The following is a 22661-nucleotide window of genomic DNA, read 5'->3' as shown; positions in this document are numbered from 1 at the left end:
GACATATTACTGACGTGCCGGGTTGCGGGAGCGAGGTGGGTGATGCCGGACGTCGTGGTGATCGGCGCGGGCGCCGTCGGGGCAGCCTGCGCCTACTACGCGGCACGCGCGGGGCTGGACGTCGTCGTCGTCGACCGCGGGCCCGTGGCGGGCGGCACGACCGGCGCGGGAGAGGGGAACGTCCTGGTCTCCGACAAGGCGCCGGGGCCCGAACTGGACCTGGCGCTGCTGTCCGACGGCCTCTGGCGTGACCTGGCCGAACACGACGGGTTCGAGTTCGAGCCGAAGGGCGGCCTGGTGGTGGCCGAGACCGCGCGGGACCTCGAGGCCCTCACCGGCCTCGCCGCCGGCCAGGGGGTCGAGCACACGGCGGTCGCCGCGCGGGAACTCGGCGAGTACGAGCCCCACCTGGCGCGGGGGCTCGCCGGAGGCGTGTTCTACCCACGGGACGCCCAGGTCCAGCCCATGCTGGCGGCGGCCACGCTGATCCGGCGGGGCGCGGAGCGCTTCGGCCGCGGCGCCCTGATGTTGCGCACCGGCGTCGCCGTCACCGGCTTCCTCCGCGGCGGCGACCGCGTCACCGGCGTCAGGACCGACCACGGGGACATCCTCGCCGGAGCCGTCGCCAACGCCGCGGGCGTCTGGGGCGGGCAGGTCGCCGCGCTGGCGGGGGTGCGCGTCCCGATCCTGCCCAGGAGAGGGTTCGTGCTGGTCACCGAGCCGATCCCGGAGCCTGTGATCAGGCACAAGGTCTACACCGCCGCCTACGTCGCCAACGTGGCCAGCGAATCGGAGGAACTGGAGACGTCCGCCGTCGTCGAGGCGACCCCGTCGGGCCCGGTGCTCGTCGGCGCCAGCCGCGAGCGGGTGGGCTTCGACCGCACGACGTCGGTCCCGGTGCTCGAACGCCTCGCCCGCCAGGCGGTCGCGCTGTTCCCCGTGCTGGCTGGGCGCAGGGTGATACGGGCCTACTGCGGGTTTCGGCCCTACTGCCCCGACCACCTCCCGGTGATCGGGGCGGACCCCAGGGCTCCCGGGCTCCACCATGCCTGCGGTCACGAGGGTGCGGGCATCGGCCTGGCCCCCGCGACCGGCCACCTGCTCGCCCAGGTGCTGGCGGGTCTCACCCCTGACCTGGACCTGCGCCCCTTCCGTCCGGACCGCTTCAAGGAGGAGCGCCGATGAGGCCTCGACGACAGGGGCGGGTGCGGCGGCCGTACGACCTCGTGCGGGCCGACCCCGAGCCCGGGTTCGAGATCAGCGTGGACGGCGTCCCCGTTCCCGTGGTCCCCGGTCAGACCGTCGGCGCGGCCATGCACGGCGCGGGCATCCGGTCCTGGCGCACCACCAGGATCGCGGGACGCCCGCGAGGACTGTTCTGCGGCATCGGCGTCTGCTTCGACTGCCTGGTCACGGTCAACGACAGCCCGTCCCTGCGGGCCTGCGTCACCGAGGCGCGCCCGGGGGACAGGGTGAGCACCGGCGGGCCGCAGGACGCGGCGGGAGAGGCGGCCCTGCGCGGAACGCAGGCGTCCGGGGACGGCGCCGACGGGTCGCGGGACGCGGCGGGGGAGGGCGACGGGTGAGCGCCGTGTACGACCTCGCCGTCATCGGCGCGGGCCCCGCGGGAGTGGCCGGCGCGCTCAGCGCCTGCCTGGCCGGGCTGGACGTCGTGCTGGTCGACGCGGCCGCCAGGCCGGGCGGCCAGTACTTCCGCCACCTGCCGGAGGGGTTCGGCGCCCGCCGGCAGGGGGCGCTCCACCACGGGCTCGACAGGTTCGCCCGGCAGTGGGAGGCCCTCGGTGAGCGCGCGACCGTGCTGCTCGGCCACCGGGTCTGGGCGGTGGAACGCGCCGGGACGCTGGTCGTGCGGTGCCTGGAGGGGGATCGCGAGGAGCGGCCCCGCACGGTCGCCGCCCGCACGCTGCTGATCGCCACGGGCGCCCACGACAGGCCGCTGCCGTTCCCCGGCTGGGACCTGCCCGGCGTGCTCACGGCCGGAGGGGCGCAGGCCCTGCTCAAGGGCGATCTCGTCGTCGCGGGACACGAGGTCGTGGTCGCGGGGACCGGCCCCTTCCTGCTGCCGGTCGCCGCCGGACTCGCGGAGGCGGGCGCGGACGTGCTCGGCGTCTACGAGGCCAACAGCCGCTTCGGGCTCGCCGGGCATCCGCTGCTCGCCGCGTCCAGGGTCGCCGAGGCCCTCGGGTACGGCGCGAGCCTGGCCAGGCGCCGGGTGCCCTACCGGGGGCGCCACGCGGTGGTCGAGGCGCACGGTGAGGACCGCCTGACCCACGTCACGGTCGCGAGACTGGACGCGCACTGGCGGCCCGTCGCCACCAGGACCCTCGAGTGCGACACCCTCGCCTACGGGTACGGGTTCGTCCCCCAGCTGGAACTGCCGGTCCAGCTCGGCTGCGAGACCCGCCACGGCCTGGACGGCGCTCCCGTCGTCGCCGTGGACGCGGGCATGCGCACCAGTGTGCCCGGCGTCTACGCGGCGGGGGAGACCACCGGCGTCGGCGGAGCGGCGCTGGCGGAGGCCGAGGGGCGTGTCGCGGGCCGGGCCGTGGCCGCGGACCTGGGCCGTCGCGTCCCGCCCCTGCCCGCCCTCTCACGCCGTGTCGACCGGCTGTCCGCCTTCGCCGGAGCGCTGCTCGAGGCCTACCCGGTACGGCCCGGCTGGCAGGGCTGGCTCCGCGGGGACACGCTGGTCTGCCGCTGCGAGGAGGTGCCGCTGTCGGCCGTGCGGGAGGCCCTGGAGCTGGGCGCGACCGACGCGCGGTCCGTGAAACTGCTGGCCCGCCCGGGCATGGGCTGGTGCCAGGGGCGGATGTGCTCCCACGCCGTCGCGTGGCTCGCCGGCGAGGATCCCGCGCCGCCCCGGCGTCCGATCGCCCAGCCCGTCAGGCTCGGCGACCTCGCCGCCATGACCGAATCCCCCGAGGAAGGATGATCGACCGAGATGACGAGGACCCGTGTGAAGCCGTGGCACGGCGTGATGACGGCCACCGCGTTGCCCCTTGAGGAGGATCTCTCGATCGACCTGGACGGCTACGCCGCGCACTGCCGGTGGCTGGTGGACGGCGGCTGTGACGGCGTGGTGCCGAACGGGTCGCTGGGCGAGTACCAGACGCTGACCGAGCAGGAGAGGATCCGGGTCGTCGAGACGGCGGTCGCGGCCGTCGGCGGCGACCGGGTCATGCCGGGAGTCTCCGCCTACGGGGCCCTCGAGGCCCGTCGCTGGGCGGAACGGGCGGGGGAGGCCGGATGCGGGGCGGTGATGCTGCTCCCGCCGAACGCCTACCGCGCCGACGAGCGCGGTGTGCTCGAGCACTACCGTGAGGTGGCGAGGGCGGGCCTGCCCGTCGTCGCGTACAACAACCCCTTCGACACCAGGGTCGACCTCACCCCCGCGCTGCTGGCCAGGCTGCACGCGGAGGGCCTGATCGTCGCGGTCAAGGAGTTCAGCGGCGACGTCCGCAGGGCCTACGAGATCGCCGAGGCGGCCCCCGGCCTCGACCTGCTGGCTGGCGCGGACGACGTGCTGCTCGAGCTGGCCGTCGCGGGCGCGGTCGGCTGGGTCGCGGGATACCCCAACGCGCTGCCCCACGCCTGCGTGGCCCTGTACAGGGCGGCCGTCGCGGGCGACACGCGGAGCGCGCTCCCGCTCTACCGGGCGCTGCACCCGCTGCTGCGCTGGGACTCCAGGCCCGTGTTCGTACAGGCCATCAAGCTGTCCATGGACCTGGCCGGGCTCAGGGGAGGCCCGAGCCGTCCGCCCAGGACGCCGCTGGCCCCCGAGGAGGAGGCCGCCGTGCGCGCCGCGACGGAGAAGATCCTGGCCGAGGGGCTGGGACAGGAGGACAGATGAGGACAAGACGGGTTTTCCATGCGGTGGACTCCCACACGGAGGGCATGCCGACCCGCGTGATCACCGGAGGAGTCGGCGTCGTCCCCGGCGCGACCATGGCCGAACGCCGCCTGCGCTTCATGGCCGGGATGGACCACGTCAGGACCCTCCTCATGTACGAGCCGCGCGGACACTCGGCGATGAGCGGGGCCGTCCTGCAACCGCCGACCCGTCAGGACGCCGACTACGGGGTGCTCTTCATCGAGGTCTCGGGTTGCCTGCCGATGTGCGGCCACGGCACCATCGGCGTCGCGACCGTCCTGGTCGAGACGGGGATGGTCGAGGTCGTCGAGCCCGTCACCGTCGTCAGGCTCGACACCCCGGCGGGGCTGGTCGTCGCCGAGGTGCGGGTCGAGGACGGCGCCGCGGTCGCGGTGACCATCACCAACGTCCCCTCCTTCACGGTCGGCCTCGACCGAGCGGTCAAGGTGCCGGGCCTCGGCGAGGTCGTCTACGACATGGCCTACGGCGGCAACCACTACGCGATCCTGCCCGTGGAGTCCGTCGGCCTGCCCTTCGACCGCTCGCACGGGCGGCGCATCCTCGATGCGGGCCTGGCGATCATGGACGCGATCAACGAGCTGGACGAGCCCGTCCATCCCCTCGACCCCGCCATCAGAGGCTGCCACCACGTGCAGTTCACCGCCCCGGGCTCCGACGCCGGGCACTCCCGGCACGCCATGGCCATCCACCCCGGCTGGTTCGACCGTTCGCCGTGCGGCACCGGCACCAGCGCCAGGATGGCCCAGCTGCACGCCAGAGGTGAGCTGGGGCTGGAGAGCGACTTCGTGAACGAGTCGTTCATCGGCACCCGCTTCGTCGGACGGCTCGTCGGGGAGACGACCGTCGCGAACCTGCCCGCGGTGGTTCCGACCGTCACGGGGAGGGCATGGATCACCGGAACCGCCCAGTACTTCCTCGACCCCACCGACCCGTTCCCCGAAGGTTTCCTGCTGTGATTCCCGCGATCAGCCTCATCGAGAGCCGCTCCCCGCACGCGCCCGCCGACGTCGTCGCCTCCTTTCCCGCCGCCGGCGAGGCGGGCGTGCAGGCCGCAGTCCTGCTGGCCCAGGCCGTGCAACACGACTGGGCGGCGAGGAACGCCTCCGCCAGGGCCACGGCGCTGGCCAGAGCCGCGGACGCGGTCGAGGGGGCGGCCGACGAGCTGGCGGCCCTGGTGGTCCGCGAGGTCGGCAAGCCGGTCACCGAGGCCAGGGCCGAGGTCGCCCGCTCGGTCTCGATCCTGCGCTACTACGCCCAGCAGGTCTTCGACCCGGTGGGCGCGGTCCACGAGCCGTCGGGCGCCGGGCTGCTGTTCACCCGGCGCCGCCCGCTCGGCGTCGCCGGGCTGATCACGCCGTGGAACTTCCCGCTCGCCATCCCGCTGTGGAAGGCCGCGCCCGCGCTGGCGTTCGGCAACACCGTCGTGCTCAAGCCCGCGCCGCAGGCCCTGGCGTGCGCGCTGCGCCTGGCCGAGCTGCTCGACCTCAACGAGTTCCAGGTCGTGCCCGGCGGCGCGGAGGAGGGCGCCGCGCTGGCCGAGACGGCGGACGTGGTCTCCTTCACCGGGTCCGCCGCGGCCGGCGCGCTGGTGCGTGCCGCCGCCGTACGGCGCGGCGTGCCCGTGCAGACGGAGATGGGCGGGCACAACGCCGCCATCGTGCTGCCCGACGCCGACCTGGAGAGCGCCGCGGCCCAGATCGCGGCGGCGGCGATGGGGTTCGCCGGGCAGAAGTGCACGGCCACCAGGCGGATCATCGCGGTCGGCAACGGCGACGAGGTGCGCCAGGCGGTGCTGGCGGCCGTGGCGAGGCTCGGGTTCGGGGATCCGTCCGACCCGGGCACCGTCGTCGGCCCGCTGATCGACGAGGCGGCCCGTGACCGGGTGACGGACGCGGCGGCGAGCGCCGCCGCCGCGGGCGGCCGGATCCTGGCGGGCGGCCGGATCGCGGGAGGCACGGGGGAGGGCGGCGCGGGAAGCAGGGCGGGAAGCAGGCAGGCCTTCGGCGGGCTCGGCGGCTGGTACGTCGAGCCGACGGTCGTCGACGGCCTGTTCGCCGACCACCCCCTCGCCCGTGAGGAGGTGTTCGGACCGATCTGCGTGGTGCAGGACGCGGCCTCGGCCGACGAGGCGGTCGCGCTGGCCAACGGCGTCCGCTACGGCCTGGCGTCCGCCGTCTACACCCGTGACCTGGACCGCGCCCTGGACCTGAGCGCGCGCCTCGACACCGGGCTGGTCAGGGTGAACGCCCCGACCAGCGGCGTCGACTTCTACCTGCCCTTCGGCGGGGAGAAGGACTCCGGCTACGGCGGCAGGGAGCAGGGCAAGGCGGCGCAGGACTTCTACACCTCCTCCCACACCGTCACCGTCAGCCCGTCCCGCTGAGTCTCGCCGCTCCCGCCGGAATTCCCCTGTTCGGCGGTAGGCTGGCCCGCGACGACGCTACCGTGGTCGCGGTCGGCTCCCACGAACCCGACGCCCGCGGAGAGGCCGGTGACGGTCCCGCGGCGCGGGCCGCCGCGGTCGTCGAGGCTCGCAGCGCCACCCCGCCGAGGCGGGGACCTGATCATCCCGTTGCGGAACGGTACGATCGCCACCGGTCATCAGGCCGGAAACCTCGGGTAACCGGTCGCCGGTTCCGTGCCTCACGGCCCGGGAACCCGGGGTGTTCGAGAGCTTGAGCATGGCGTGGCAGGACCCGGTGACGGCGGTCGGCGCTCACCGGGCGTGGACGAGTGCGAGATGAGAGGCGCTGGAATGGTTCCTTCGGCGGAGGACCGGCTCGACCTGCCGCCCGTCGGCGAGCGGCAGAGCCTGCGCGAGCAGGTGGCGCACGCGCTGCGGGCCGCTCTGATCACCGGCGAGATGCGGCCGGGGGTGGTCTACTCGGCGCCGGTGCTCGCCGCCCAGTTCGGCGTCTCCGCGACCCCGGTGCGCGAGGCGATGCTCGACCTGGCCAAGGAGGGCCTGGTCGAGGCGGTGCGGAACAAGGGCTTCCGCGTCACCGAGCTGTCCGAGCGCGACCTGGACGAGCTCACCGAGATCCGCAGGCTCATCGAGGTGCCCACGGTCGCGCGGCTGGCCGACGCGAGCCGCGCGGAGAGCTTCGAGGCGCTCCGTCCCGTCGCCCAGGAGATCGTCGACGCGGCGGAGCGCGGAGACCTGCTCGCCTACGTGGACGCCGACATCCGCTTCCACGTGGACCTGCTGGCTCTGGCGGGCAACGCGCACCTCGTGGACGTGGTGCGCGACCTGCGCAAGCGCGCCCGCCTCTACGGCCTGTCCGCGCTCTACGCGCGCGGCGCCCTGATCGACTCCGCCCGGGAGCACCTCCAGCTGCTCGACCTGCTGTCCGCAGGCGACACCGCGGGTTCAGAGCGGCTGATGCGCGACCACATCCAGCATGTCAGGGGCATCTGGGCCGGCGGCCCCGAGTAGGCCGCTCACCCCGGCGTCCCGCGGGAGGTGCGGGTCGCGCCCACGCTGGCGACGACCACGCAGCCGATGGCGGCCCACTCGCGCACGTCGAGCACCTCACCCAGCACCACAAGCCCGACCAGCGCGGCAACCGCGGGCTCCAGGCTCATCAGGATGCCGAACACCCGTTTCGGCATCCTGCGCAGCGCCTCGAGCTCGATCGAGTAGGGGATCACCGACGACAGCAGGCCGACCCCCAGCCCGATCAGCAGCACCTCGGGGTGCAGCAGGTCGCCGCCGCCGCTGCCGATGCCCATCGGGGCGACCACCAGGAACGAAACGATCATCGCGAGGGACAGGCCCGTGGCCCCGGGGAAGCGGCGGCCCGCGGCGGACGACAGCAGGATGTAGCCCGCCCAGCAGACCGCCGCGACCAGGGCGAAGCCGATCCCGGCCCAGCTGATCCGTGAGGCCGAGCCTCCCCATGGGGCCAGCAGTGCGACGCCGGAGCCCGCGAGGGCGACCCACAGCAGGTCCAGGCGGCGGTGCGAGGCGGCCACCGCCACTCCGAGCGGGCCGAGGAACTCGATCGCGACCGCGATGCCCATGGGCAGCTGGGCCAGCGCCTCGTAGAACGACAGGTTCATCACGCCCAGCGTCACGCCGAACGCCACGCCGACCCCGACGTCCGCGCGGGTCAGCCCCCTCAGCCTGGGCCTGGCGATCAGGCCCATGACCAGCGCGCCCGTCGCGATCCGCAGGAACACCACGCCGCTCGGCGGCAGCTGGGCGAACAGATCCTTGGCGAAGCCCGCGCCCACCTGCACCGACAGGATCGCCAGAAGCACCAGCCCCGAGGGAGGGACGGCGTCCGAGGCGGTCCGCAGCAGCGCCCCCGGCCTGGGCAGGCCGGACTTGTACGGCTCCGCAGGCCCCTGAAGGGCTTCGGCGGTCATGGAACTCCTCGCGTCACGAATCACACGGGCGTTCACACCTTACCTGGCGGCGGTGTCATTCCCAGCGGAACGTCCGGGATGCGAGACCGAGGGTGAGGACGGCCCAGGCGGCCAGCACGAGCACCGCCCCGAGGGGCAGCCCCGTCCCGTCGCTCAGGACCGAGCGGAGCCCGCCGGTCAGCGCGGTGATCGGCAGCAGCTCCAGCAACGGCTCGACCGAGTCGGGGAAGACGGACAGCGGGAAGACGACCCCGCCGCAGCCGAGCAGGACCAGGTAGACCAGATTGGCCCCGGCCAGCGTCGCCTCCGCGCGCAGGGTGCCCGCCATCAGCAGCCCGAGGCCGCTGAAGGCCGCGGTGCCCAGCAGGATCAGCAGCAGGGCGGCGGCCGGGGAGCCGGCGGGACGCCAGCCGAGGGCGAGGGCCACCGCGCTGATGACGACGACCTGGAAGACCTCGACGGCGATCACGGCGAGCGTCTTGGACAGCATCAGCCCGGTCCGCGACAGGGGGGTCGCGCCCAGCCGCTTCAGCACGCCGTACCGGCGCTCGAAGCCGGTCGCGATGGCCTGCCCGGTGAAGGCCGTCGACATCACGGCCAGCGCGAGCACCCCCGGGGTGATGAAGTCCACCCTGGGGCCGCCGCCGACGTTGACCAGCGGGGCGGCGGAGAACCCGACGAGCAGCAGCACCGGGATGATCAGCGTCAGCAACAGCTGTTCGCCGTTGCGGAGCGTCGCCCTGACCTCCGCCCCCGTCTGCGCCAGCACCATCCTGCGCAGCGGCGCGGCGCCGGGGGCGGGGGTGAGGTCGAGGGGCGTCACTGGGTTCTCCTGCGGATCCTGCGCGGGCGGCGCCCGGCGTGCTTGGGGGGACGTTCGAAGGCGCGGAGAGGAGGGGTCACCGGAGCTCACGGCCTGTCAGCTCGAGGAAGACGTCCTCCAGGGTGCGGCGCTCGATGCTCAGGTCGTCGGCGGTGACGCCCTCCGCGGCGCACCAGGCCGTCACGGTCGCCAGCAGCTCGGGCGCGACCTGCCCCTCGATGATGTAGTGCCCGGAGGGCGACTCCTTGGCCGCGCTGCCCGCGGGCAGCGCGGTGAGCAGCTCGTCCAGGGCGAGTCCCGGGCGGGCGCGGAAGCGCAGCTGCCGCTCGGCTCCGGTGAGCGAGGCGGGCGTGCCCTCGGCGACGACCCTGCCGTGATCGATGATCACGACCCGGTCCGAGAGCTTCTCCGCCTCGTCCATGTGGTGGGTGGTGAGCACGACGGCGACCCCGGCCGCGCGCAGGTCGCCGACCAGCTCCCAGCACGCGTGCCGCGCCTGGGGGTCGAGGCCCGCGGTCGGCTCGTCGAGGAAGACCAGCTCCGGACGGCCGACGACGGCCGCGGCCAGTGAGACGCGCTGCTGCTGGCCGCCCGACATCCTGCGGTACGGCGTGCGGGCGTGCTCGGTCAGGCCGAGCCGCTCGAGCAACGCCGCGGGGTCGAGCGGGGCGGCGTGGAAGCGGGACATCAGGCGCAGCCACTCCCCGCAGCGCGCCGCGGGGGGCACGCCTCCGGCCTGGAGCATCACCCCGACCCTGGCGCGGAGCTCGGGCCTTTCCGGGGTGAGCCCGAGCACCCTGACGGAACCGCCGTCCGGCTTGCGGAACCCCTCGCAGATCTCGATGGTCGAGGTCTTGCCCGCGCCGTTCGGGCCGAGGATCGCGGTCACCGCGCCACGGGCCGCGCTGAGCGTGAGGCCGTCGATCGCGGTCGTTCGGCCGTACCTTTTGACCAGATCGCTGATCTCGACGGCTGGGGATTCCATGGCCACGAGTTTAGGGACTGCGCCGCTCGGTCATGTTGCCGGACCTGCGTGGAGGAGACGGCCGTCTTCGGCGACCATGTCCGGTGAAAGGCTTGGGCCGGATCCCGCCAAGGCTTTTGGATCTTCCCGGGGCGTCCCGATCCCCGCGTGCCACGCTGAGCGTGTCCTCGAATCACGACATGAGGAGGTTCGGCGTGTCCGAGCGGAGTGGCTGCGAACCAGGCGTCCCGTGCCGGGTGGATCTGTCGAGCACCGACGTCACCCTTTCTGTCAGGTTCTACCGGGAGATCTTCGGGTGGGAGGCGGTCTTCGACCCGCGTCCCGAGTCCGGCGGGCACGGCCGTTTCACGCTGGACGGCGAGACCGTCGCGGGGATCGGCCCCGCTCTCGGCGACGGCGTCCCCTCGGCCTGGAACGCCCACGTCGCCACCGCCGACGCCGAGGCCACGGCTTCCGCGGTCCTCGCGGCCGGGGGCAGGGTCGTGCTGGAGCCCGCGCGGGCCCTCGGCGGGGGGATCGTGGCCGCCTTCCAGGACCCTTCCGGGGCGTTCCTCGCGGTGTGGCAGCCGGTGGAGCGGCCGGTGGAGCGGCCGGTGACGCCGGTGCCGGGGACCGGCGCGGGGCGGGACGCGCTCGTGTGGAACGAGCTGGTCACCTCTGACGTCGCCGGGTGTGAGGCCTTCTACCGGGCCGTCTTCGACTGGGGCGCGAAGGGCGCGGACCTGGCGGGCACGCCGTACGTCGAATGGCACCTGCACGGCCGTCCCGTGGCGGGAGCGGTCGAGACGGACCCGCGCCTGTCGCGGGACACGCCGCCGCACTGGAGGACCTGTTTCGCGGTCGGCGACGTCGAGGCCGTCGTGGCGAGGGTCGGGGATCTGGGCGGTCGTGTGCTCGTGCCGCCCTCGCCGACGCCCAGGGGGACGAGGGCGGTGGTGGCCGATCCGCAGTTCGCGGTCTTCGGAGTGCTCGGGCGGTCCGCTCCCACCGAGGAACATCGCAGATGGTAAATTTTCTTTGTGGAAATTTTCCATATTCGGGAATTCGGCTGACCTGATCCCGGTTCTGAACCCCTGGCCCTCATGGGGTCGTCATGGCCTGTGAGGGGATGAGGGGGATCGGATATGACCGCGGCCGTCGCCGAGGTGGAGGTCGCGCCCGAGGCGCGGCGCAGGAGACTGCTGCTGCTCGTGCTGGGCGCTCTGTCCGCGATCGGTCCGCTCTCGATTGACATGTACCTGCCCGCCCTGCCCGCCATCGCGGGGGAGATGGGCACAGGTCAGTCGCAGGTGCAGCTCACCCTGACCTCCTGCCTCGTCGGCCTGTCGATCGGCCAGGTCGTCGCGGGTCCGCTCAGCGACGTGCGCGGCAGGCGGGGGCCGCTGCTCGCCGGCATCGCCGCCTACGCCGCGGCCTCGCTGTTGTGCGCGTTCTCGCCCTCGGTGTACGGGCTGGTCGGCTTCCGCCTGCTGCAGGGGATCGCGGGCGGCGCGGCCCTGGTGATCGTCCGCGCGGTCGTCAGGGACCTCTACGAGGGCGCCGCCATCGCCCGCATCTTCGCCGTCCTCATGCTCGTCAGCGGCCTCGCCCCGGTCCTGGCCCCGATCGGGGGCGCGCAGTTGCTCGCCTACACCTCCTGGCGCGGGGTGTTCGTCTTCCTGAGCGCGGCCGGGCTCCTGCTGCTCGCCGCCTCGCTGTACACCGTCGGCGAGACGCTTCCCGCGGGGCGGCGTGAGAGGGGCGGGCTGCGGCACACCCTCGTCACCTTCGGGCACCTGCTGCGCGACCGCTCCTTCATGGCCTGCTCGCTGGCCGGCGGCCTGGGCTTCGGCGCCATGTTCGCCTACATCTCCGGCTCGCCGTTCGTGCTCCAGGAGGTGTACGGCGCCTCGCCGCAGGCCTTCTCGCTGGTGTTCGGCCTGAACGCGGTCGGCATGACCGTCATCTCGCAGATCGGCGGCCGCCTGACCGAGCGCGGGGTCACCCCGGTGCGGCTCGTCCGCGTCGGCCTGGTCGTCTCGGTCGTCGGCGCCGGGGCGCTGGTCGCCGTCGCGCTCGCCGGCCTGCCCCTCGTGGCGCTGGCCGCCGCGCTGTTCGTGATGCTGGGCGGCTCGGGGCTGGCCCTGCCGAGCGCGGGCGCGCTGGCCCTGGCGGGCCAGCCCCGGCAGGTCGCCGGAAGCGCCTCCGCCCTGACGGGCGTGCTGCAGTTCGCGATCGGCGCGGTCGCGGCGCCGCTGGTCGGTCTCGGCGACCAGGATTCCGCGCTGCCGATGACCCTCGTCCTGGCCGGGCTCAGCCTCGGGGCCCTCGCGGTCTTCGCCGGCCTGCGCGGAGCCTCGGATGACGTTTCCGCAGGTTAGGCAAGGCTAACCTGCGTGACAAATCGCATTCTCCGCAAGACGGACAACGGTTTGTAAGCGGGGAAGCAATTAAGGCACACTGATGTTGTGAAATACGTGACCGAGATGTCAGGCACAGAGGAGACCGCCCCCGTGCGGCTCTCCGGCGTGTCCGCCGAGCGCAGCACGCGCGCGCGTGTCGCCCGGCTCATCCTGGAACACGGACCGATCACCGCCCCCGCCCTCGGCGAGCGGCTCGGGCTCACCCCCGCCGCCGTCCGCCGCCATCTGGACGCGCTGCTCGCCGACGGGATGATCGAGCCCCGTACGGCCCGCCCTCGCGGCCAGCGCGGACGGGGACGGCCGGCGAAGCTTTTCGCCATAACCGACGCGGGCCGCAGCGCCTTCGAGCACGCCTACGACGGGCTCGCGGGAAGCGCGCTGCGCTTCCTGGCCGAGCGGGTCGGGGAGCACGCCGTGGCCGAGTTCGCCCGGTCACAGGTGGCCGGCCTCGTCGGGCGCCTGCAGCGGGAGATGCGCGAGGTCCCCGAGGACCAGCGGGTGCGCGTCCTGGCCGAGGCCCTGTCCGCGGACGGCTACGCCGCCTCGGCCAGCAGGGCGAGCCTCGGCGGCGAGCAGCTGTGCCAGCACCACTGCCCGGTGGCGCACGTGGCCGCGGAGTTCCCGCAGCTCTGCGAGGCGGAGACGGAGGCGTTCGCGCAGATCCTCGGCACCCCGGTGCAGAGGCTGGCGACCATCGCCCACGGAGACGGGGTGTGCACCACCCACGTCAGCCCCCCCAGGGGGGCGGCCGAGCCCGGTGCGGCGGCGCGGCAGGCGCCGCGACTTGCACCCGGGGCATCGCCCTCGGCAACCCATGAAGCGATCGACGAAACGAGCAAGGAGACCGGAAGGTGACTGTCACCGACCGCCCGGAGCTGGAAGGCCTCGGGAATTACAAGTTCGGCTGGGCCGACTCCGACACCGCCGGAGCCGCGGCCCGTCGCGGCCTGTCCGAGGAGGTCGTCCGTAACATCTCCGCGCTCAAGAACGAGCCGGAGTGGATGCTGGACCTTCGCCTGAAGGGCCTGCGCCTGTTCGGCAAGAAGCCCATGCCGAACTGGGGCTCCGACCTCAGCGGGATCGACTTCGACAACATCAAGTACTTCGTGCGTTCCACCGAGAAGCAGGCCGCTTCCTGGGAGGAACTGCCCGAGGACATCAAGAACACCTACGACAAGCTCGGCATCCCCGAGGCCGAGAAGCAGCGCCTGATCGCGGGTGTCGCCGCCCAGTACGAATCCGAGGTCGTCTACCACAAGATCCGTGAGGACCTCGAGGAGAAAGGCGTCGTCTTCGTCGACACCGACACCGCGCTCAAGGAGCACGAGGAGCTCTTCAAGGAGTACTTCGGCACGGTGATCCCGGTCGGCGACAACAAGTTCGCCGCGCTGAACACCGCCACCTGGAGCGGCGGCAGCTTCATCTACGTGCCGCCGAACGTCAACGTCGAGATCCCGCTGCAGGCCTACTTCCGGATCAACACCGAGAACATGGGCCAGTTCGAGCGGACCCTGATCATCGTCGACGAGAACTCCTACGTCCACTACGTCGAGGGCTGCACCGCGCCGATCTACTCCTCCGACTCGCTGCACAGCGCGGTCGTCGAGATCGTCGTGAAGAAGGGCGCCCGCTGCCGTTACACGACCATCCAGAACTGGTCGAACAACGTCTACAACCTGGTCACCAAGCGCGCCGTCGCCTACGAGGGCGCGACCATGGAGTGGATCGACGGCAACATCGGCTCCAAGGTCACGATGAAGTACCCCGCCGTCTACCTGATGGGCGAGCACGCCAAGGGCGAGACGCTGAGCGTCGCCTTCGCGGGCGAGGGCCAGCACCAGGACGCCGGGGCCAAGATGGTCCACCTGGCGCCGAACACCAGCTCCACCGTGATCTCCAAGTCCGTCGCCCGCGGCGGCGGCCGCACCTCCTACCGCGGTCTGGTCCAGATCGAGGAGGGCGCGCACGGCAGCGCCAGCACGGTCAAGTGCGACGCGCTGCTGGTCGACCAGATCAGCCGCTCCGACACCTACCCCTACGTGGACGTGCGCGAGGACGACGTCTCGATGGGACACGAGGCCACCGTCTCCAAGGTCTCCGACGACCAGCTGTTCTACCTGATGAGCCGCGGCCTGAACGAGGACGAGGCCATGGCGATGATCGTGCGCGGCTTCGTCGAGCCCATCGCGCGCGAGCTGCCGATGGAGTACGCCCTCGAGCTGAACCGCCTGATCGAGCTGCAGATGGAAGGAGCCGTCGGCTGATGGGTCTCGAAACCAAGCCCCTGTCGACCCTCCACGACAAGGCCTCCTACGACGTCGCGGACTTCCCGGTTCCGACGGGACGCGAGGAGGAGTGGCGCTTCACGCCTCTGTCGCGCCTGAAGGGCCTGCACACCGGCGCCGCCGCCTCCGGCGGCGTCGCGGTCCAGGTCGACGCGGCCCCCGAGGCCGTCGTCGAGACCGTGGGCCGCGACGACCAGCGGCTCGGCAGGGCCTACGTGCCCGCCGACCGGGTCAGCGCCCAGGCCTACGCCGCCTTCGAGAAGGCCGTCGTCGTCACGGTCCCGCGTGAGGCGGTCGCCTCGAAGCCGACCGTGATCACCGTGACCGGGACGGGCGAGGGCGCGGCCTACGGCCACACCCTGGTCAAGCTCGAGCCGATGGCCGAGGCCGTCGTCGTCCTGGAGCACCAGGGCAGCGCCGTGTACGCCGACAACGTCGAGTTCGTCGTGGGCGAGGGCGCCACGCTCAAGGTCGTCAGCCTGCAGGACTGGGCCGACGACGCCGTGCACGTCTCCCACCACCACGCCCTGCTCGGCAAGGACGCGACCTTCCGCAGCTTCGTGGTCACCCTGGGCGGAGACCTGGTGCGCCTTTCGCCGTCGGTCTCCTACGAGGGCCCCGGCGGCGACGCCGACCTGACCGGCCTGTACTTCGTGGACGCCGGACAGCACCTGGAGCACCGCCTGCTGGTCGACCACTCCACGCCCAACTGCAGGAGCAACGTCGTCTACAAGGGCGCGCTGCAGGGCGAGGACGCCCACGCCGTGTGGATCGGCGACGTCATCATCCGGGTCGAGGCCGAGGGCACCGACACCTACGAGCTCAACCGGAACCTCCTGCTCACCGACGGCGCCCGCGCCGACTCGGTGCCGAACCTGGAGATCCTCACCGGGGAGGTCGCGGGAGCGGGCCACGCCAGCGCCTCCGGCCGTCTCGACGACGAGCACATCTTCTACCTCCAGGCCCGCGGCATCCCGTTCGAGGACGCCCGCCGCCTGGTCATCAGGGGCTTCTTCGCGCAGCTCCTGGAGAAGATCGAGCTCGACGAGCTGCGCGAGCGGGTGTTCGCCAAGGTTGAGGCGGAGCTCGAGAAGTGACGTTCGAGAAGGTCTGCAAGCTCACGGACATCCCCGAAGGCGGCGTGATCGGCGTCGAGGTCGGCGAAACGCCGGTCGCCCTCGTCCGCAGGGGCTCCGAGGTCAACGCCCTGCACGACGTGTGCTCGCACGCCGAGGTGAAGCTCAGCGAGGGCGAGGTCTACGACGACAGCCTGGAGTGCTGGCTGCACGGCTCGTGCTTCGACCTGCGTTCGGGCAAGCCCACGGGGCCGCCCGCGACCAAGCCCGTCCCCGTCTACCAAGTCAAGATCGACGGCGATGACGTCCTCGTCTCGCTCTCGAAGGAGTCGTAACAGTGTCTGATTCGAGCCGAGTCCGCCCGGGTTCCACCCTTGAGATCCGTGACCTGCAGGTCGCCGTCGAGGACAAGGAGATCCTGCGCGGGGTCAACCTCACCGTGAGGGCCGGCGAGACCCACGCCATCATGGGCCCCAACGGCTCGGGCAAGTCCACGCTCGCCTACGCGATCGCCGGCCACCCGAAGTACACCGTCACCGGCGGCCAGGTCCTGCTGGACGGCGCCGACCTGCTGGACATGTCGGTCGACGAGCGCGCCCGCGCCGGCCTCTTCCTCGCCATGCAGTACCCCGTCGAGGTCCCGGGCGTCAGCGTCTCCAACTTCCTGCGCTCCGCGGTCACCTCGGTGCGCGGCGAGGCGCCCAAGCTCCGCGAGTTCGCCAAGGACCTGAAGGCCGGCATGGACGCGCTGTCCATCGACGCCGCCTTCGCCCAGCGCAACCTGAACGAGGGCTTCTCCGGCGGTGAGAAGAAGCGTCACGAGATCCTCCAGCTCGAGCTGCTCAAGCCGAAGATCGCCGTTCTCGACGAGACCGACTCGGGCCTCGACGTCGACGCGCTGCGGGTGGTCTCCGAGGGCATCAACCGCTTCCGCTCCTCCGGCGAGACCGGCGTGCTGCTCATCACCCACTACACCCGCATCCTGCGCTACGTGAAGCCGGACTTCGTCCACGTCTTCGCGGGCGGCCGGATCGTCGAGCAGGGCGGTCCCGAGCTCGCCGACAAGCTGGAAGCCGAGGGTTACGAGTCCTACACGAAGGCAACCGCCTGATGAACACAGGCTTTGACGTGGAGAGGGTCAGGAAGGACTTCCCGGTCCTCTCCCGAGAGCTGCCGGGAGGCAGGCCGCTGGTCTATCTCGACTCGGGCAACTCCGCGCAGAAGCCCACGCAGGTCATCGACGTCATGCGCGAGCACCTGGCCGTCCACTACGCCAACGTCGGCCGCGCCATGCACGTGCTGGGCTCCGAGTCGACCGAGGCCTACGAGGCGGCCCGCGACAAGATCGCGGCCTTCGTGGGCGCGCCGAGCCGTGACGAGATCGTCTTCACCAAGAACGCCTCCGAGGCGCTCAACCTGGTGGCCTACGCCTTCGGCAACCCGATGAACACCGATCCCCGGTTCCGGATCGAGCCGGGCGACGAGATCGTCATCTCCGAGATGGAGCACCACTCCAACATCGTGCCGTGGCAGCTGCTCGCGCAGCGCACCGGCGTCACGCTGAGGTGGTTCTCCGTCACCGACGAGGGCCGCCTGGACCTGTCGAACCTCGACGAGCTCGTCACCGAGCGCACGAAGATCGTTTCGATCGCGCACCAGTCCAACGTGCTCGGCACGGTCAACCCGGTCGCCCAGGTGCTCGCCAGGGCTCGCCAGGTCGGCGCGCTGACGATGCTCGACGGCTCGCAGTCGGTGCCCCACAGGCCGGTGGACGTCGCCGCCCTCGGCGTCGACTTCCTGGCCTTCACCGGGCACAAGGCCGTCGGCCCCTCCGGGATCGGTGTGCTGTGGGCCCGGGGCGAGCTGCTCGACGCCATGCCGCCGTTCCTGGGCGGCGGGGAGATGATCGAGGCGGTCTGGATGGACCGCTCGACCTATGCGCCCGCGCCCCACAAGTTCGAGGCGGGCACCCCGCCCATCGTCGAGGCCGTCGGTCTCGGCGCGGCGGTCGACTACCTGTCCGGGATCGGCATGGAGGCCATCGCCGAGCACGAGCGCGAGCTCACCGGCTACGCGCTCGAGGCCCTGGGGGAGATCCCCGGGCTGAGGGTGATCGGCCCGCAGACCCTGGAGGAGCGCGGCGGCACGGTCTCCTTCACCCTCGAGGGGATTCACCCGCACGATGTCGGGCAGATCCTCGATGACAACTTCGGGGTGGCCGTGCGGGTGGGGCACCACTGCGCCCGCCCGCTGCACCTGAGGTTCGGGATTCCCGCCACCACACGGGCGTCCTTCTATCTTTACAACACCCCGGCCGAGATCGACGCCCTGGTCCGCGGCCTCCACCACGTGCAGAAGGTGTTCGCCTAGCCATGCCGGAGCAGCCCAGATGATCGCCGAGTCCATGTACCAGGAGCTGATCCTGGAGCACTACAAGCACCCCCAGGGGCGCGGTCTGCGAGACCCGTACGACGCCGAGGTCCACCATGTGAACCCGACGTGCGGCGACGAGATCACCATGCGTGTGAAAGTGGGCGACGGCGGCAAGGTCGAGGACGTCTCCTACGACGGCCAGGGCTGCTCGATCAGTCAGGCGGCCGCCTCGGTGCTGTACGAGCTGACCACCGGTTCGACGGTCGAGGAGACCCTCGCCGTGGTCGAGGAGTTCACCCGGCTCATGCAGAGCCGAGGCCAGATCGAGGCGGACGAGGACGTGCTCGGCGACGCCGTCGCGTTCGCCGGGGTCGCCAAGTTCCCCGCCCGGGTGAAGTGCGCGCTCCTGGCCTGGATGGCCTACAAGGACGCGGTCGTGAGGAGTACGGAATGAGCAAGCCTGTTGAGACGCCGACCTCGGCCTATGACGGGGAGACGACTCTTGACGAGGTCATGGAGGCCCTCAAGGACGTCGTCGACCCCGAGCTCGGCATCAACGTCGTGGACCTCGGCCTGATCTACGGGATCAACCTGGACGACGCGGAGGCGGGCGCGCCGCCGATCGCCACCATCGACATGACGCTGACCAGCGCGGCCTGCCCGCTGACCGACGTCATCGAGGACCAGGCGCACTCCGCCCTGGAGGGCATGGTCTCCGATGTGAAGATCAACTGGGTCTGGCTCCCGCCGTGGGGTCCCGACAAGATCACCGACGAGGGGCGCGAGCAGCTGCGCATGCTCGGGTTCAACGTCTGACCGGTCGCCGCCGTACGGCCCGCGCCCCGACGGGGCGCGGGCCGTACTGGATTGTGCGCACCGGATTGTGTGAGAGAATGCCCGGTGCCGGGAAGAAAAGCCCGGTGCGGAGCGTTGGCTCCATCGACGGACAAGCGTCTGCCATAGTGCTGGACGCCCCGACCGAACCCGGCACTGCGAACGCCGGGTATGCTTGATCGTGGTTTGACTGCGTGCGGGTAAGCTTCACCCGCCCCGTGCGGTGCGCCTCGACTTGCACCGCACCACCGCCCCCACAGTGGGCGTTGATCGAGCGCGGCCTCAGGCCGCGCGTTCCAGGCTCGTCCTTTCGCAGAAGTGACGTGCCCCGTTCTTCTATCGAAAGGCACGAATCTTCGTGACCATGCTTGACGCTGTCCTGCCCGAAATCACCGAGGTCTCGCAGGCCCCCTCCGGCACGTCCGAGTTCACCCTTCTCGGCCTGCCCAAGCCGCTGGTGAACGGGCTTTCCCGCCAGGGCATCGACTCCCCCTTCCCCATCCAGCGGGCCACCATCCCCGACATCCTCGCCGGTAACGACGTCCTCGGGCGCGGCCAGACCGGCTCGGGCAAGACGCTGGCCTTCGGCCTGCCCATGATGGCCCGCATCGCCGGCGGCAAGGCCCGCCCCGGACGTCCGCTGGCCGTCGTCCTCGTGCCGACCCGCGAGCTCGCCATGCAGGTCACCGACGCGCTCGAACCGCTGGGCCGAGGCCTGTCGCTGCGGATGAAGACCGTCGTCGGCGGCATGTCCATGGGCCGCCAGATCGAGGCGCTGCGCCGTGGCGTCGAGGTCGTCGTCGCCACGCCGGGCCGCCTGACCGACCTGATCCAGCAGGGCGAGTGCACGCTGGACGAGGTCCAGGTGACCATCCTGGACGAGGCCGACCACATGTGCGACCTCGGCTTCTTCCCGGTGGTCAGCGCGATCCTGCAGCAGACCCCGGCCGACAGCCAGCGCCTGCTGTTCTCCGCCACCCTCGACGGTGACGTGGACAAGCTGGTGCGGCGCTTCCTCACCGACCCGATCACCCACTCGATGGCTCCCGCGGCCTCCTCCGTCGACACGATGGAGCACCACGTGCTGGAGGTCCACCGCGACGACAAGTTCCCGGTGACCGCCGAGATCGCCAACCGCGAGGGCAGGACCATCATCTTCGTGCGCACCCAGCACGGGGTCGACCGGCTGTGCAAGCAGCTCGCCCAGGTCGGTGTGAAGGCGGGCGGCCTGCACGGCGGCAAGCGCCAGAACCAGCGGACCCGCATCCTCGCCGAGTTCAAGGAAGGCGAGATCAGCGTCCTGGTCTGCACCGACGTCGCGGCCCGCGGCATCCACGTCGACAACATCAGCCTCGTGCTGCACGTCGACCCGCCGCAGGACCACAAGAGCTACCTGCACCGCGGCGGCCGTACCGCGCGCGCGGGGGAGAAGGGCACCGTCATGACGCTGGTGCTCCCCAACGAGCGCCGCTCGACCGACGCGATGACCCGCCGCGCGGGCATCAAGCCCTTCCGTCTGAAGGCCACTCCCGGTCACCCGCGCCTGGAGGAGGTCGCCGGAGCGCGCCAGCCCAGCGGCGAGTCGATCCCGGTCTGGGAGCCCTCGGCCCCGGTCGCCAAGCAGCGTGAGCGGCGTGGCGGCTTCGGAGGCGGCGGCGGCCGCGGCCCGCGCCGGTTCCGTGACCGTCCCGGTCACGGCGGAGGCGAGGGCCACCAGCCCCGCGAGCGTTCCGCCGGTGACGGCGGCCGCGGCGGAGAGCGTGGCGGCGAGCGCGGCGGCAACGGCGACTTCCGCGGGCAGTACCGCGCCGAGCGTCCCGAGCGCCGCTTCGACGGCCGCCCGGACAGCCGTCCCGACAACCGTTTCGACAGCCGGGGCACGGGCGGCTACCGCGGTGGCGAGCGCAGGGAGCCCTTCCGCGGCGACCGTCCCAGCGGCGGCGGTTTCCGCTCCGAGCGCCCCTCCGGCGACCGTGAGGGCTTCCGCGGCGAGCGCAGGGAGCCCTTCCGCGGCGAGCGCCAGGGCGGCTTCCGCGGCGGCGAGTTCCGCGCCGGGGGTCGTTCCGAAGGGCGTGGCCAGCGCGGCGGCCACTACGGCCGCTGACCGTCCCGCACGTTCGGGGCGCTGACAACCCCTTGGAAAAGGCCGGTACGGCACGCCGTACCGGCCTTTTCCGGCTGCCCGGGCAGAAGAGAGGGCGCAGCGGTCGGGGACCGGCCGGTGTCCAGAGCATGGACGTGCACCATGGACGGTCCGCGGGCCCGTTAGGCTTGGCAAGGACATCCCACGACGCCGAGAGAGATCATGAAGACCTTCGAAGAGCTGTACGCCGAGCTGTCAGACAAGGCGCGCACCCGGCCCGAGGGCTCGGGAACCGTGGCCGCGCTGGACGCCGGGGTCCATGCCATCGGCAAGAAGGTCGTCGAGGAGGCCGCAGAGAGCTGGATGGCGGCCGAGCACGAGTCGAACGACCGGGCCGCTGAGGAGATCTCCCAGCTCCTCTACCACGTGCAGGTTCTCATGATCGCCAAGGGGATCGGGCTGGACGAGGTCTACAAGCATCTGTGAGCCGGTGCGCCCGGCTTCAGCCTTCGCAGACCGTCATCCACGTAAGGAAGCCCACGCCATGCTCCGCCTCGCCGTTCCCAACAAGGGCGCCCTCACGGAGGCCGCCCAGACCATCCTCAAGGAAGCCGGATACCGTTCCCGCAAGGACAGCAAGGAGCTCGTGGTCGTCGACCCCGACAACTCCTGTGAGCTGTTCTTCCTGCGTCCGAAGGACATCGCCGTCTATGTCGGCGAGGGCACCCTGGACGCGGGCATCACGGGCCGTGACATGCTCCACGACTCCGGCGCGCAGGTCGAGGAGATCATTCCGCTCGGCTTCGGCAGGTCCACCTTCCGCTTCGCGGCCAACCCGGGCGAGTTCGCCTCCGTCACCGACCTCAAGGGCAAGCGCGTCGCCACCTCCTACGCCGGCCTGCTGAACTCCTACCTCACCGAGCAGGGAGTCGAAGCCCGGGTGATCAAGCTTGACGGCGCGGTCGAGACGGCCATCAGGCTGGGGGTCGCCGACGCGGTCGCCGACGTCGTGGAGACCGGCACCACGCTGCGCAACATCGGGCTCGAGGTCTTCGGCGAGCCGATCGCCCGCTCTGAAGGCGTCCTGATCAAGCGGACCGGCGCCGGGGAGAGCCCCGGCCTGCAGCAGCTCGTCCGCCGCCTGCAGGGCGTTCTGATGGCGCGCGACTACGTGATGATGGACTACGACATCAGGGCCGAGCGGATCGAGGAGGCCATCGCCCTGACCCCGGGCATGGAGGGCCCCACCGTCTCCCCGCTGCACAGGGAGGGCTGGGTCGCGGTTCGCGCCATGGTCCCCCGCAAGGGGCACCAGCAGGTGATGGACCAGCTCTGGGAGATCGGCGCGAAGGCCATCCTGGTCACCGCCATCTTCGCCTGCCGCGTCTGAGCGAGCCCGCGCCGGACCTTCCGCACCCAGACCTCTCACGGCCCCGGCGTCGCCTCACGGCGGCTCCGGGGCCGTCGCGCGTGAGGGGCGGGCCGCGAAGGAGACGGATCCGGCCGGGATCCCCGG

General features: G+C 71.9%; 23 protein-coding genes. 20 read left to right on the top strand and 3 right to left on the bottom strand.

What is annotated here, in order from left to right; all coding sequences use genetic code 11:
- The first annotated feature begins 42 nt into the window (after window positions 1-42).
- The 7 genes from PKF00_RS16570 (at window position 43) to PKF00_RS16540 (ending at window position 7349) form a co-directional block, all read left to right on the top strand.
- Window positions 43-1185 carry an NAD(P)/FAD-dependent oxidoreductase gene (locus PKF00_RS16570; protein WP_271218415.1) on the top strand — a complete coding sequence of 381 codons (1143 nt, stop codon included), beginning with the start codon at window positions 43-45 and terminating at the stop codon, window positions 1183-1185.
- Entirely contained in the window at window positions 1182-1586 is a 405-nt protein-coding gene (locus PKF00_RS16565) for a (2Fe-2S)-binding protein (protein WP_271218414.1), read from the top strand. Before PKF00_RS16570 ends, PKF00_RS16565 begins: the two co-directional genes overlap by 4 nt.
- Window positions 1583-2953, top strand: a complete 1371-nt coding sequence (locus PKF00_RS16560; RefSeq protein ID WP_271218413.1) for an FAD/NAD(P)-dependent oxidoreductase — start codon at window positions 1583-1585, stop codon at window positions 2951-2953. Before PKF00_RS16565 ends, PKF00_RS16560 begins: the two co-directional genes overlap by 4 nt.
- Window positions 2954-2962: 9 nt before the next feature.
- Window positions 2963-3871, top strand: coding sequence for a dihydrodipicolinate synthase family protein (locus PKF00_RS16555; protein ID WP_271218412.1), 909 nt, complete (start codon window positions 2963-2965; stop codon window positions 3869-3871).
- Window positions 3868-4869, top strand: a complete 1002-nt coding sequence (locus PKF00_RS16550) for a proline racemase family protein (protein ID WP_271218411.1) — start codon at window positions 3868-3870, stop codon at window positions 4867-4869. Before PKF00_RS16555 ends, PKF00_RS16550 begins: the two co-directional genes overlap by 4 nt.
- Entirely contained in the window at window positions 4866-6296 is a 1431-nt protein-coding gene (locus tag PKF00_RS16545) for an aldehyde dehydrogenase family protein (RefSeq protein ID WP_271218410.1), read from the top strand. Before PKF00_RS16550 ends, PKF00_RS16545 begins: the two co-directional genes overlap by 4 nt.
- Before the next feature lie 372 nt (window positions 6297-6668).
- The gene (locus PKF00_RS16540; protein ID WP_271218409.1) at window positions 6669-7349 is read left to right on the top strand and encodes a GntR family transcriptional regulator; all 681 of its coding nucleotides are present in this window, start codon (window positions 6669-6671) and stop codon (window positions 7347-7349) included.
- Between the two features lie 5 nt (window positions 7350-7354).
- On the opposite strand, the gene PKF00_RS16535 is transcribed toward PKF00_RS16540, so the two are convergent.
- From PKF00_RS16535 to PKF00_RS16525, 3 genes are all read right to left on the bottom strand, one after another.
- Window positions 7355-8284, bottom strand: coding sequence for an EamA family transporter (locus PKF00_RS16535; RefSeq protein WP_271218408.1), 930 nt, complete (start codon window positions 8282-8284; stop codon window positions 7355-7357).
- A gap of 55 nt (window positions 8285-8339) precedes the next feature.
- Window positions 8340-9056: an ABC transporter permease gene (locus PKF00_RS16530; RefSeq protein ID WP_271218482.1), complete on the bottom strand. Its 717-nt coding sequence runs from the start codon at window positions 9054-9056 to the stop codon at window positions 8340-8342.
- A gap of 127 nt (window positions 9057-9183) precedes the next feature.
- Window positions 9184-10092, bottom strand: a complete 909-nt coding sequence (locus PKF00_RS16525; RefSeq protein ID WP_271218407.1) for an ABC transporter ATP-binding protein — start codon at window positions 10090-10092, stop codon at window positions 9184-9186.
- A 194-nt stretch (window positions 10093-10286) separates the two neighbouring features.
- Here PKF00_RS16525 and PKF00_RS16520 point away from each other — a divergent pair, with 194 nt between their 5' ends.
- The 13 genes from PKF00_RS16520 to hisG all read left to right on the top strand — a co-directional run bounded on the left by PKF00_RS16520 (window position 10287) and on the right by hisG (window position 22535).
- Window positions 10287-11102: a VOC family protein gene (locus PKF00_RS16520; protein WP_271218406.1), complete on the top strand. Its 816-nt coding sequence runs from the start codon at window positions 10287-10289 to the stop codon at window positions 11100-11102.
- Window positions 11103-11216: 114 nt separating this feature from the next.
- A complete protein-coding gene (locus PKF00_RS16515) occupies window positions 11217-12452 on the top strand; it encodes a multidrug effflux MFS transporter (RefSeq protein WP_271218405.1) in 1236 nt (411 codons plus the stop codon).
- A 105-nt stretch (window positions 12453-12557) separates the two neighbouring features.
- Entirely contained in the window at window positions 12558-13349 is a 792-nt protein-coding gene (locus PKF00_RS16510; RefSeq protein WP_271218481.1) for a helix-turn-helix transcriptional regulator, read from the top strand.
- A complete protein-coding gene (gene sufB / locus PKF00_RS16505; RefSeq protein ID WP_271218404.1) occupies window positions 13346-14758 on the top strand; it encodes a Fe-S cluster assembly protein SufB in 1413 nt (470 codons plus the stop codon). Before PKF00_RS16510 ends, sufB begins: the two co-directional genes overlap by 4 nt.
- Window positions 14758-15876: a Fe-S cluster assembly protein SufD gene (gene sufD / locus PKF00_RS16500; RefSeq protein WP_271218403.1), complete on the top strand. Its 1119-nt coding sequence runs from the start codon at window positions 14758-14760 to the stop codon at window positions 15874-15876. The genes sufB and sufD overlap by 1 nt, the downstream gene beginning before the upstream one ends.
- On the top strand, window positions 15873-16190 hold the full coding sequence (locus tag PKF00_RS16495) for a Rieske (2Fe-2S) protein (protein ID WP_271218402.1): 318 nt from the start codon (window positions 15873-15875) through the stop codon (window positions 16188-16190). The genes sufD and PKF00_RS16495 overlap by 4 nt, the downstream gene beginning before the upstream one ends.
- 44 nt (window positions 16191-16234) lie before the next feature.
- Window positions 16235-16966 (top strand): Fe-S cluster assembly ATPase SufC, encoded by a 732-nt coding sequence (gene sufC / locus PKF00_RS16490; protein ID WP_271218480.1) that lies wholly within the window; start codon window positions 16235-16237, stop codon window positions 16964-16966.
- On the top strand, window positions 16966-18225 hold the full coding sequence (locus PKF00_RS16485; RefSeq protein ID WP_271218401.1) for a cysteine desulfurase: 1260 nt from the start codon (window positions 16966-16968) through the stop codon (window positions 18223-18225). Before sufC ends, PKF00_RS16485 begins: the two co-directional genes overlap by 1 nt.
- Window positions 18226-18244: 19 nt before the next feature.
- Window positions 18245-18682 (top strand): Fe-S cluster assembly sulfur transfer protein SufU, encoded by a 438-nt coding sequence (gene sufU / locus PKF00_RS16480; RefSeq protein WP_271218400.1) that lies wholly within the window; start codon window positions 18245-18247, stop codon window positions 18680-18682.
- Window positions 18679-19044, top strand: coding sequence for a metal-sulfur cluster assembly factor (locus PKF00_RS16475; protein ID WP_271218399.1), 366 nt, complete (start codon window positions 18679-18681; stop codon window positions 19042-19044). The genes sufU and PKF00_RS16475 overlap by 4 nt, the downstream gene beginning before the upstream one ends.
- A gap of 382 nt (window positions 19045-19426) precedes the next feature.
- Complete coding sequence (locus PKF00_RS16470; protein WP_271218398.1) at window positions 19427-21166, top strand: DEAD/DEAH box helicase; 1740 nt, start codon at window positions 19427-19429, stop codon at window positions 21164-21166.
- A 201-nt stretch (window positions 21167-21367) separates the two neighbouring features.
- Window positions 21368-21631: a phosphoribosyl-ATP diphosphatase gene (locus PKF00_RS16465; RefSeq protein ID WP_110705733.1), complete on the top strand. Its 264-nt coding sequence runs from the start codon at window positions 21368-21370 to the stop codon at window positions 21629-21631.
- A 58-nt stretch (window positions 21632-21689) separates the two neighbouring features.
- Window positions 21690-22535: an ATP phosphoribosyltransferase gene (gene hisG / locus PKF00_RS16460; protein ID WP_271218397.1), complete on the top strand. Its 846-nt coding sequence runs from the start codon at window positions 21690-21692 to the stop codon at window positions 22533-22535.
- Window positions 22536-22661 lie beyond the last annotated feature (126 nt).

It is taken from the genome of Streptosporangium carneum, assembly GCF_027922005.1.
GTDB lineage: Bacteria > Actinomycetota > Actinomycetes > Streptosporangiales > Streptosporangiaceae > Streptosporangium > Streptosporangium carneum.
Note: the sequence above shows the minus strand (reverse complement) of the source record. Positions and strands in the feature narration are given on the sequence as shown.

Bases quoted from the DNA above. Each gene is read 5' to 3' on its own strand.
- PKF00_RS16550 (WP_271218411.1), top strand. From the start codon at position 3,868: ATGAGGACAAGACGGGTTTTCCATGCGGTGGACTCCCACACGGAGGGC.
- PKF00_RS16485 (WP_271218401.1), top strand. From the start codon at position 16,966: ATGAACACAGGCTTTGACGTGGAGAGGGTCAGGAAGGACTTCCCGGTC.
- PKF00_RS16515 (WP_271218405.1), top strand. From the start codon at position 11,217: ATGACCGCGGCCGTCGCCGAGGTGGAGGTCGCGCCCGAGGCGCGGCGC.
- PKF00_RS16570 (WP_271218415.1), top strand. From the start codon at position 43: ATGCCGGACGTCGTGGTGATCGGCGCGGGCGCCGTCGGGGCAGCCTGC.
- PKF00_RS16540 (WP_271218409.1), top strand. From the start codon at position 6,669: ATGGTTCCTTCGGCGGAGGACCGGCTCGACCTGCCGCCCGTCGGCGAG.
- sufD (WP_271218403.1), top strand. From the start codon at position 14,758: ATGGGTCTCGAAACCAAGCCCCTGTCGACCCTCCACGACAAGGCCTCC.
- PKF00_RS16465 (WP_110705733.1), top strand. From the start codon at position 21,368: ATGAAGACCTTCGAAGAGCTGTACGCCGAGCTGTCAGACAAGGCGCGC.
- PKF00_RS16555 (WP_271218412.1), top strand. From the start codon at position 2,963: ATGACGAGGACCCGTGTGAAGCCGTGGCACGGCGTGATGACGGCCACC.
- PKF00_RS16535 (WP_271218408.1), bottom strand. From the start codon at position 8,284: ATGACCGCCGAAGCCCTTCAGGGGCCTGCGGAGCCGTACAAGTCCGGC.
- hisG (WP_271218397.1), top strand. From the start codon at position 21,690: ATGCTCCGCCTCGCCGTTCCCAACAAGGGCGCCCTCACGGAGGCCGCC.
- PKF00_RS16475 (WP_271218399.1), top strand. From the start codon at position 18,679: ATGAGCAAGCCTGTTGAGACGCCGACCTCGGCCTATGACGGGGAGACG.
- PKF00_RS16510 (WP_271218481.1), top strand. From the start codon at position 12,558: ATGTCAGGCACAGAGGAGACCGCCCCCGTGCGGCTCTCCGGCGTGTCC.
- PKF00_RS16530 (WP_271218482.1), bottom strand. From the start codon at position 9,056: ATGGTGCTGGCGCAGACGGGGGCGGAGGTCAGGGCGACGCTCCGCAAC.
- sufU (WP_271218400.1), top strand. From the start codon at position 18,245: ATGATCGCCGAGTCCATGTACCAGGAGCTGATCCTGGAGCACTACAAG.
- PKF00_RS16525 (WP_271218407.1), bottom strand. From the start codon at position 10,092: ATGGAATCCCCAGCCGTCGAGATCAGCGATCTGGTCAAAAGGTACGGC.
- PKF00_RS16565 (WP_271218414.1), top strand. From the start codon at position 1,182: ATGAGGCCTCGACGACAGGGGCGGGTGCGGCGGCCGTACGACCTCGTG.
- PKF00_RS16470 (WP_271218398.1), top strand. From the start codon at position 19,427: ATGCTTGACGCTGTCCTGCCCGAAATCACCGAGGTCTCGCAGGCCCCC.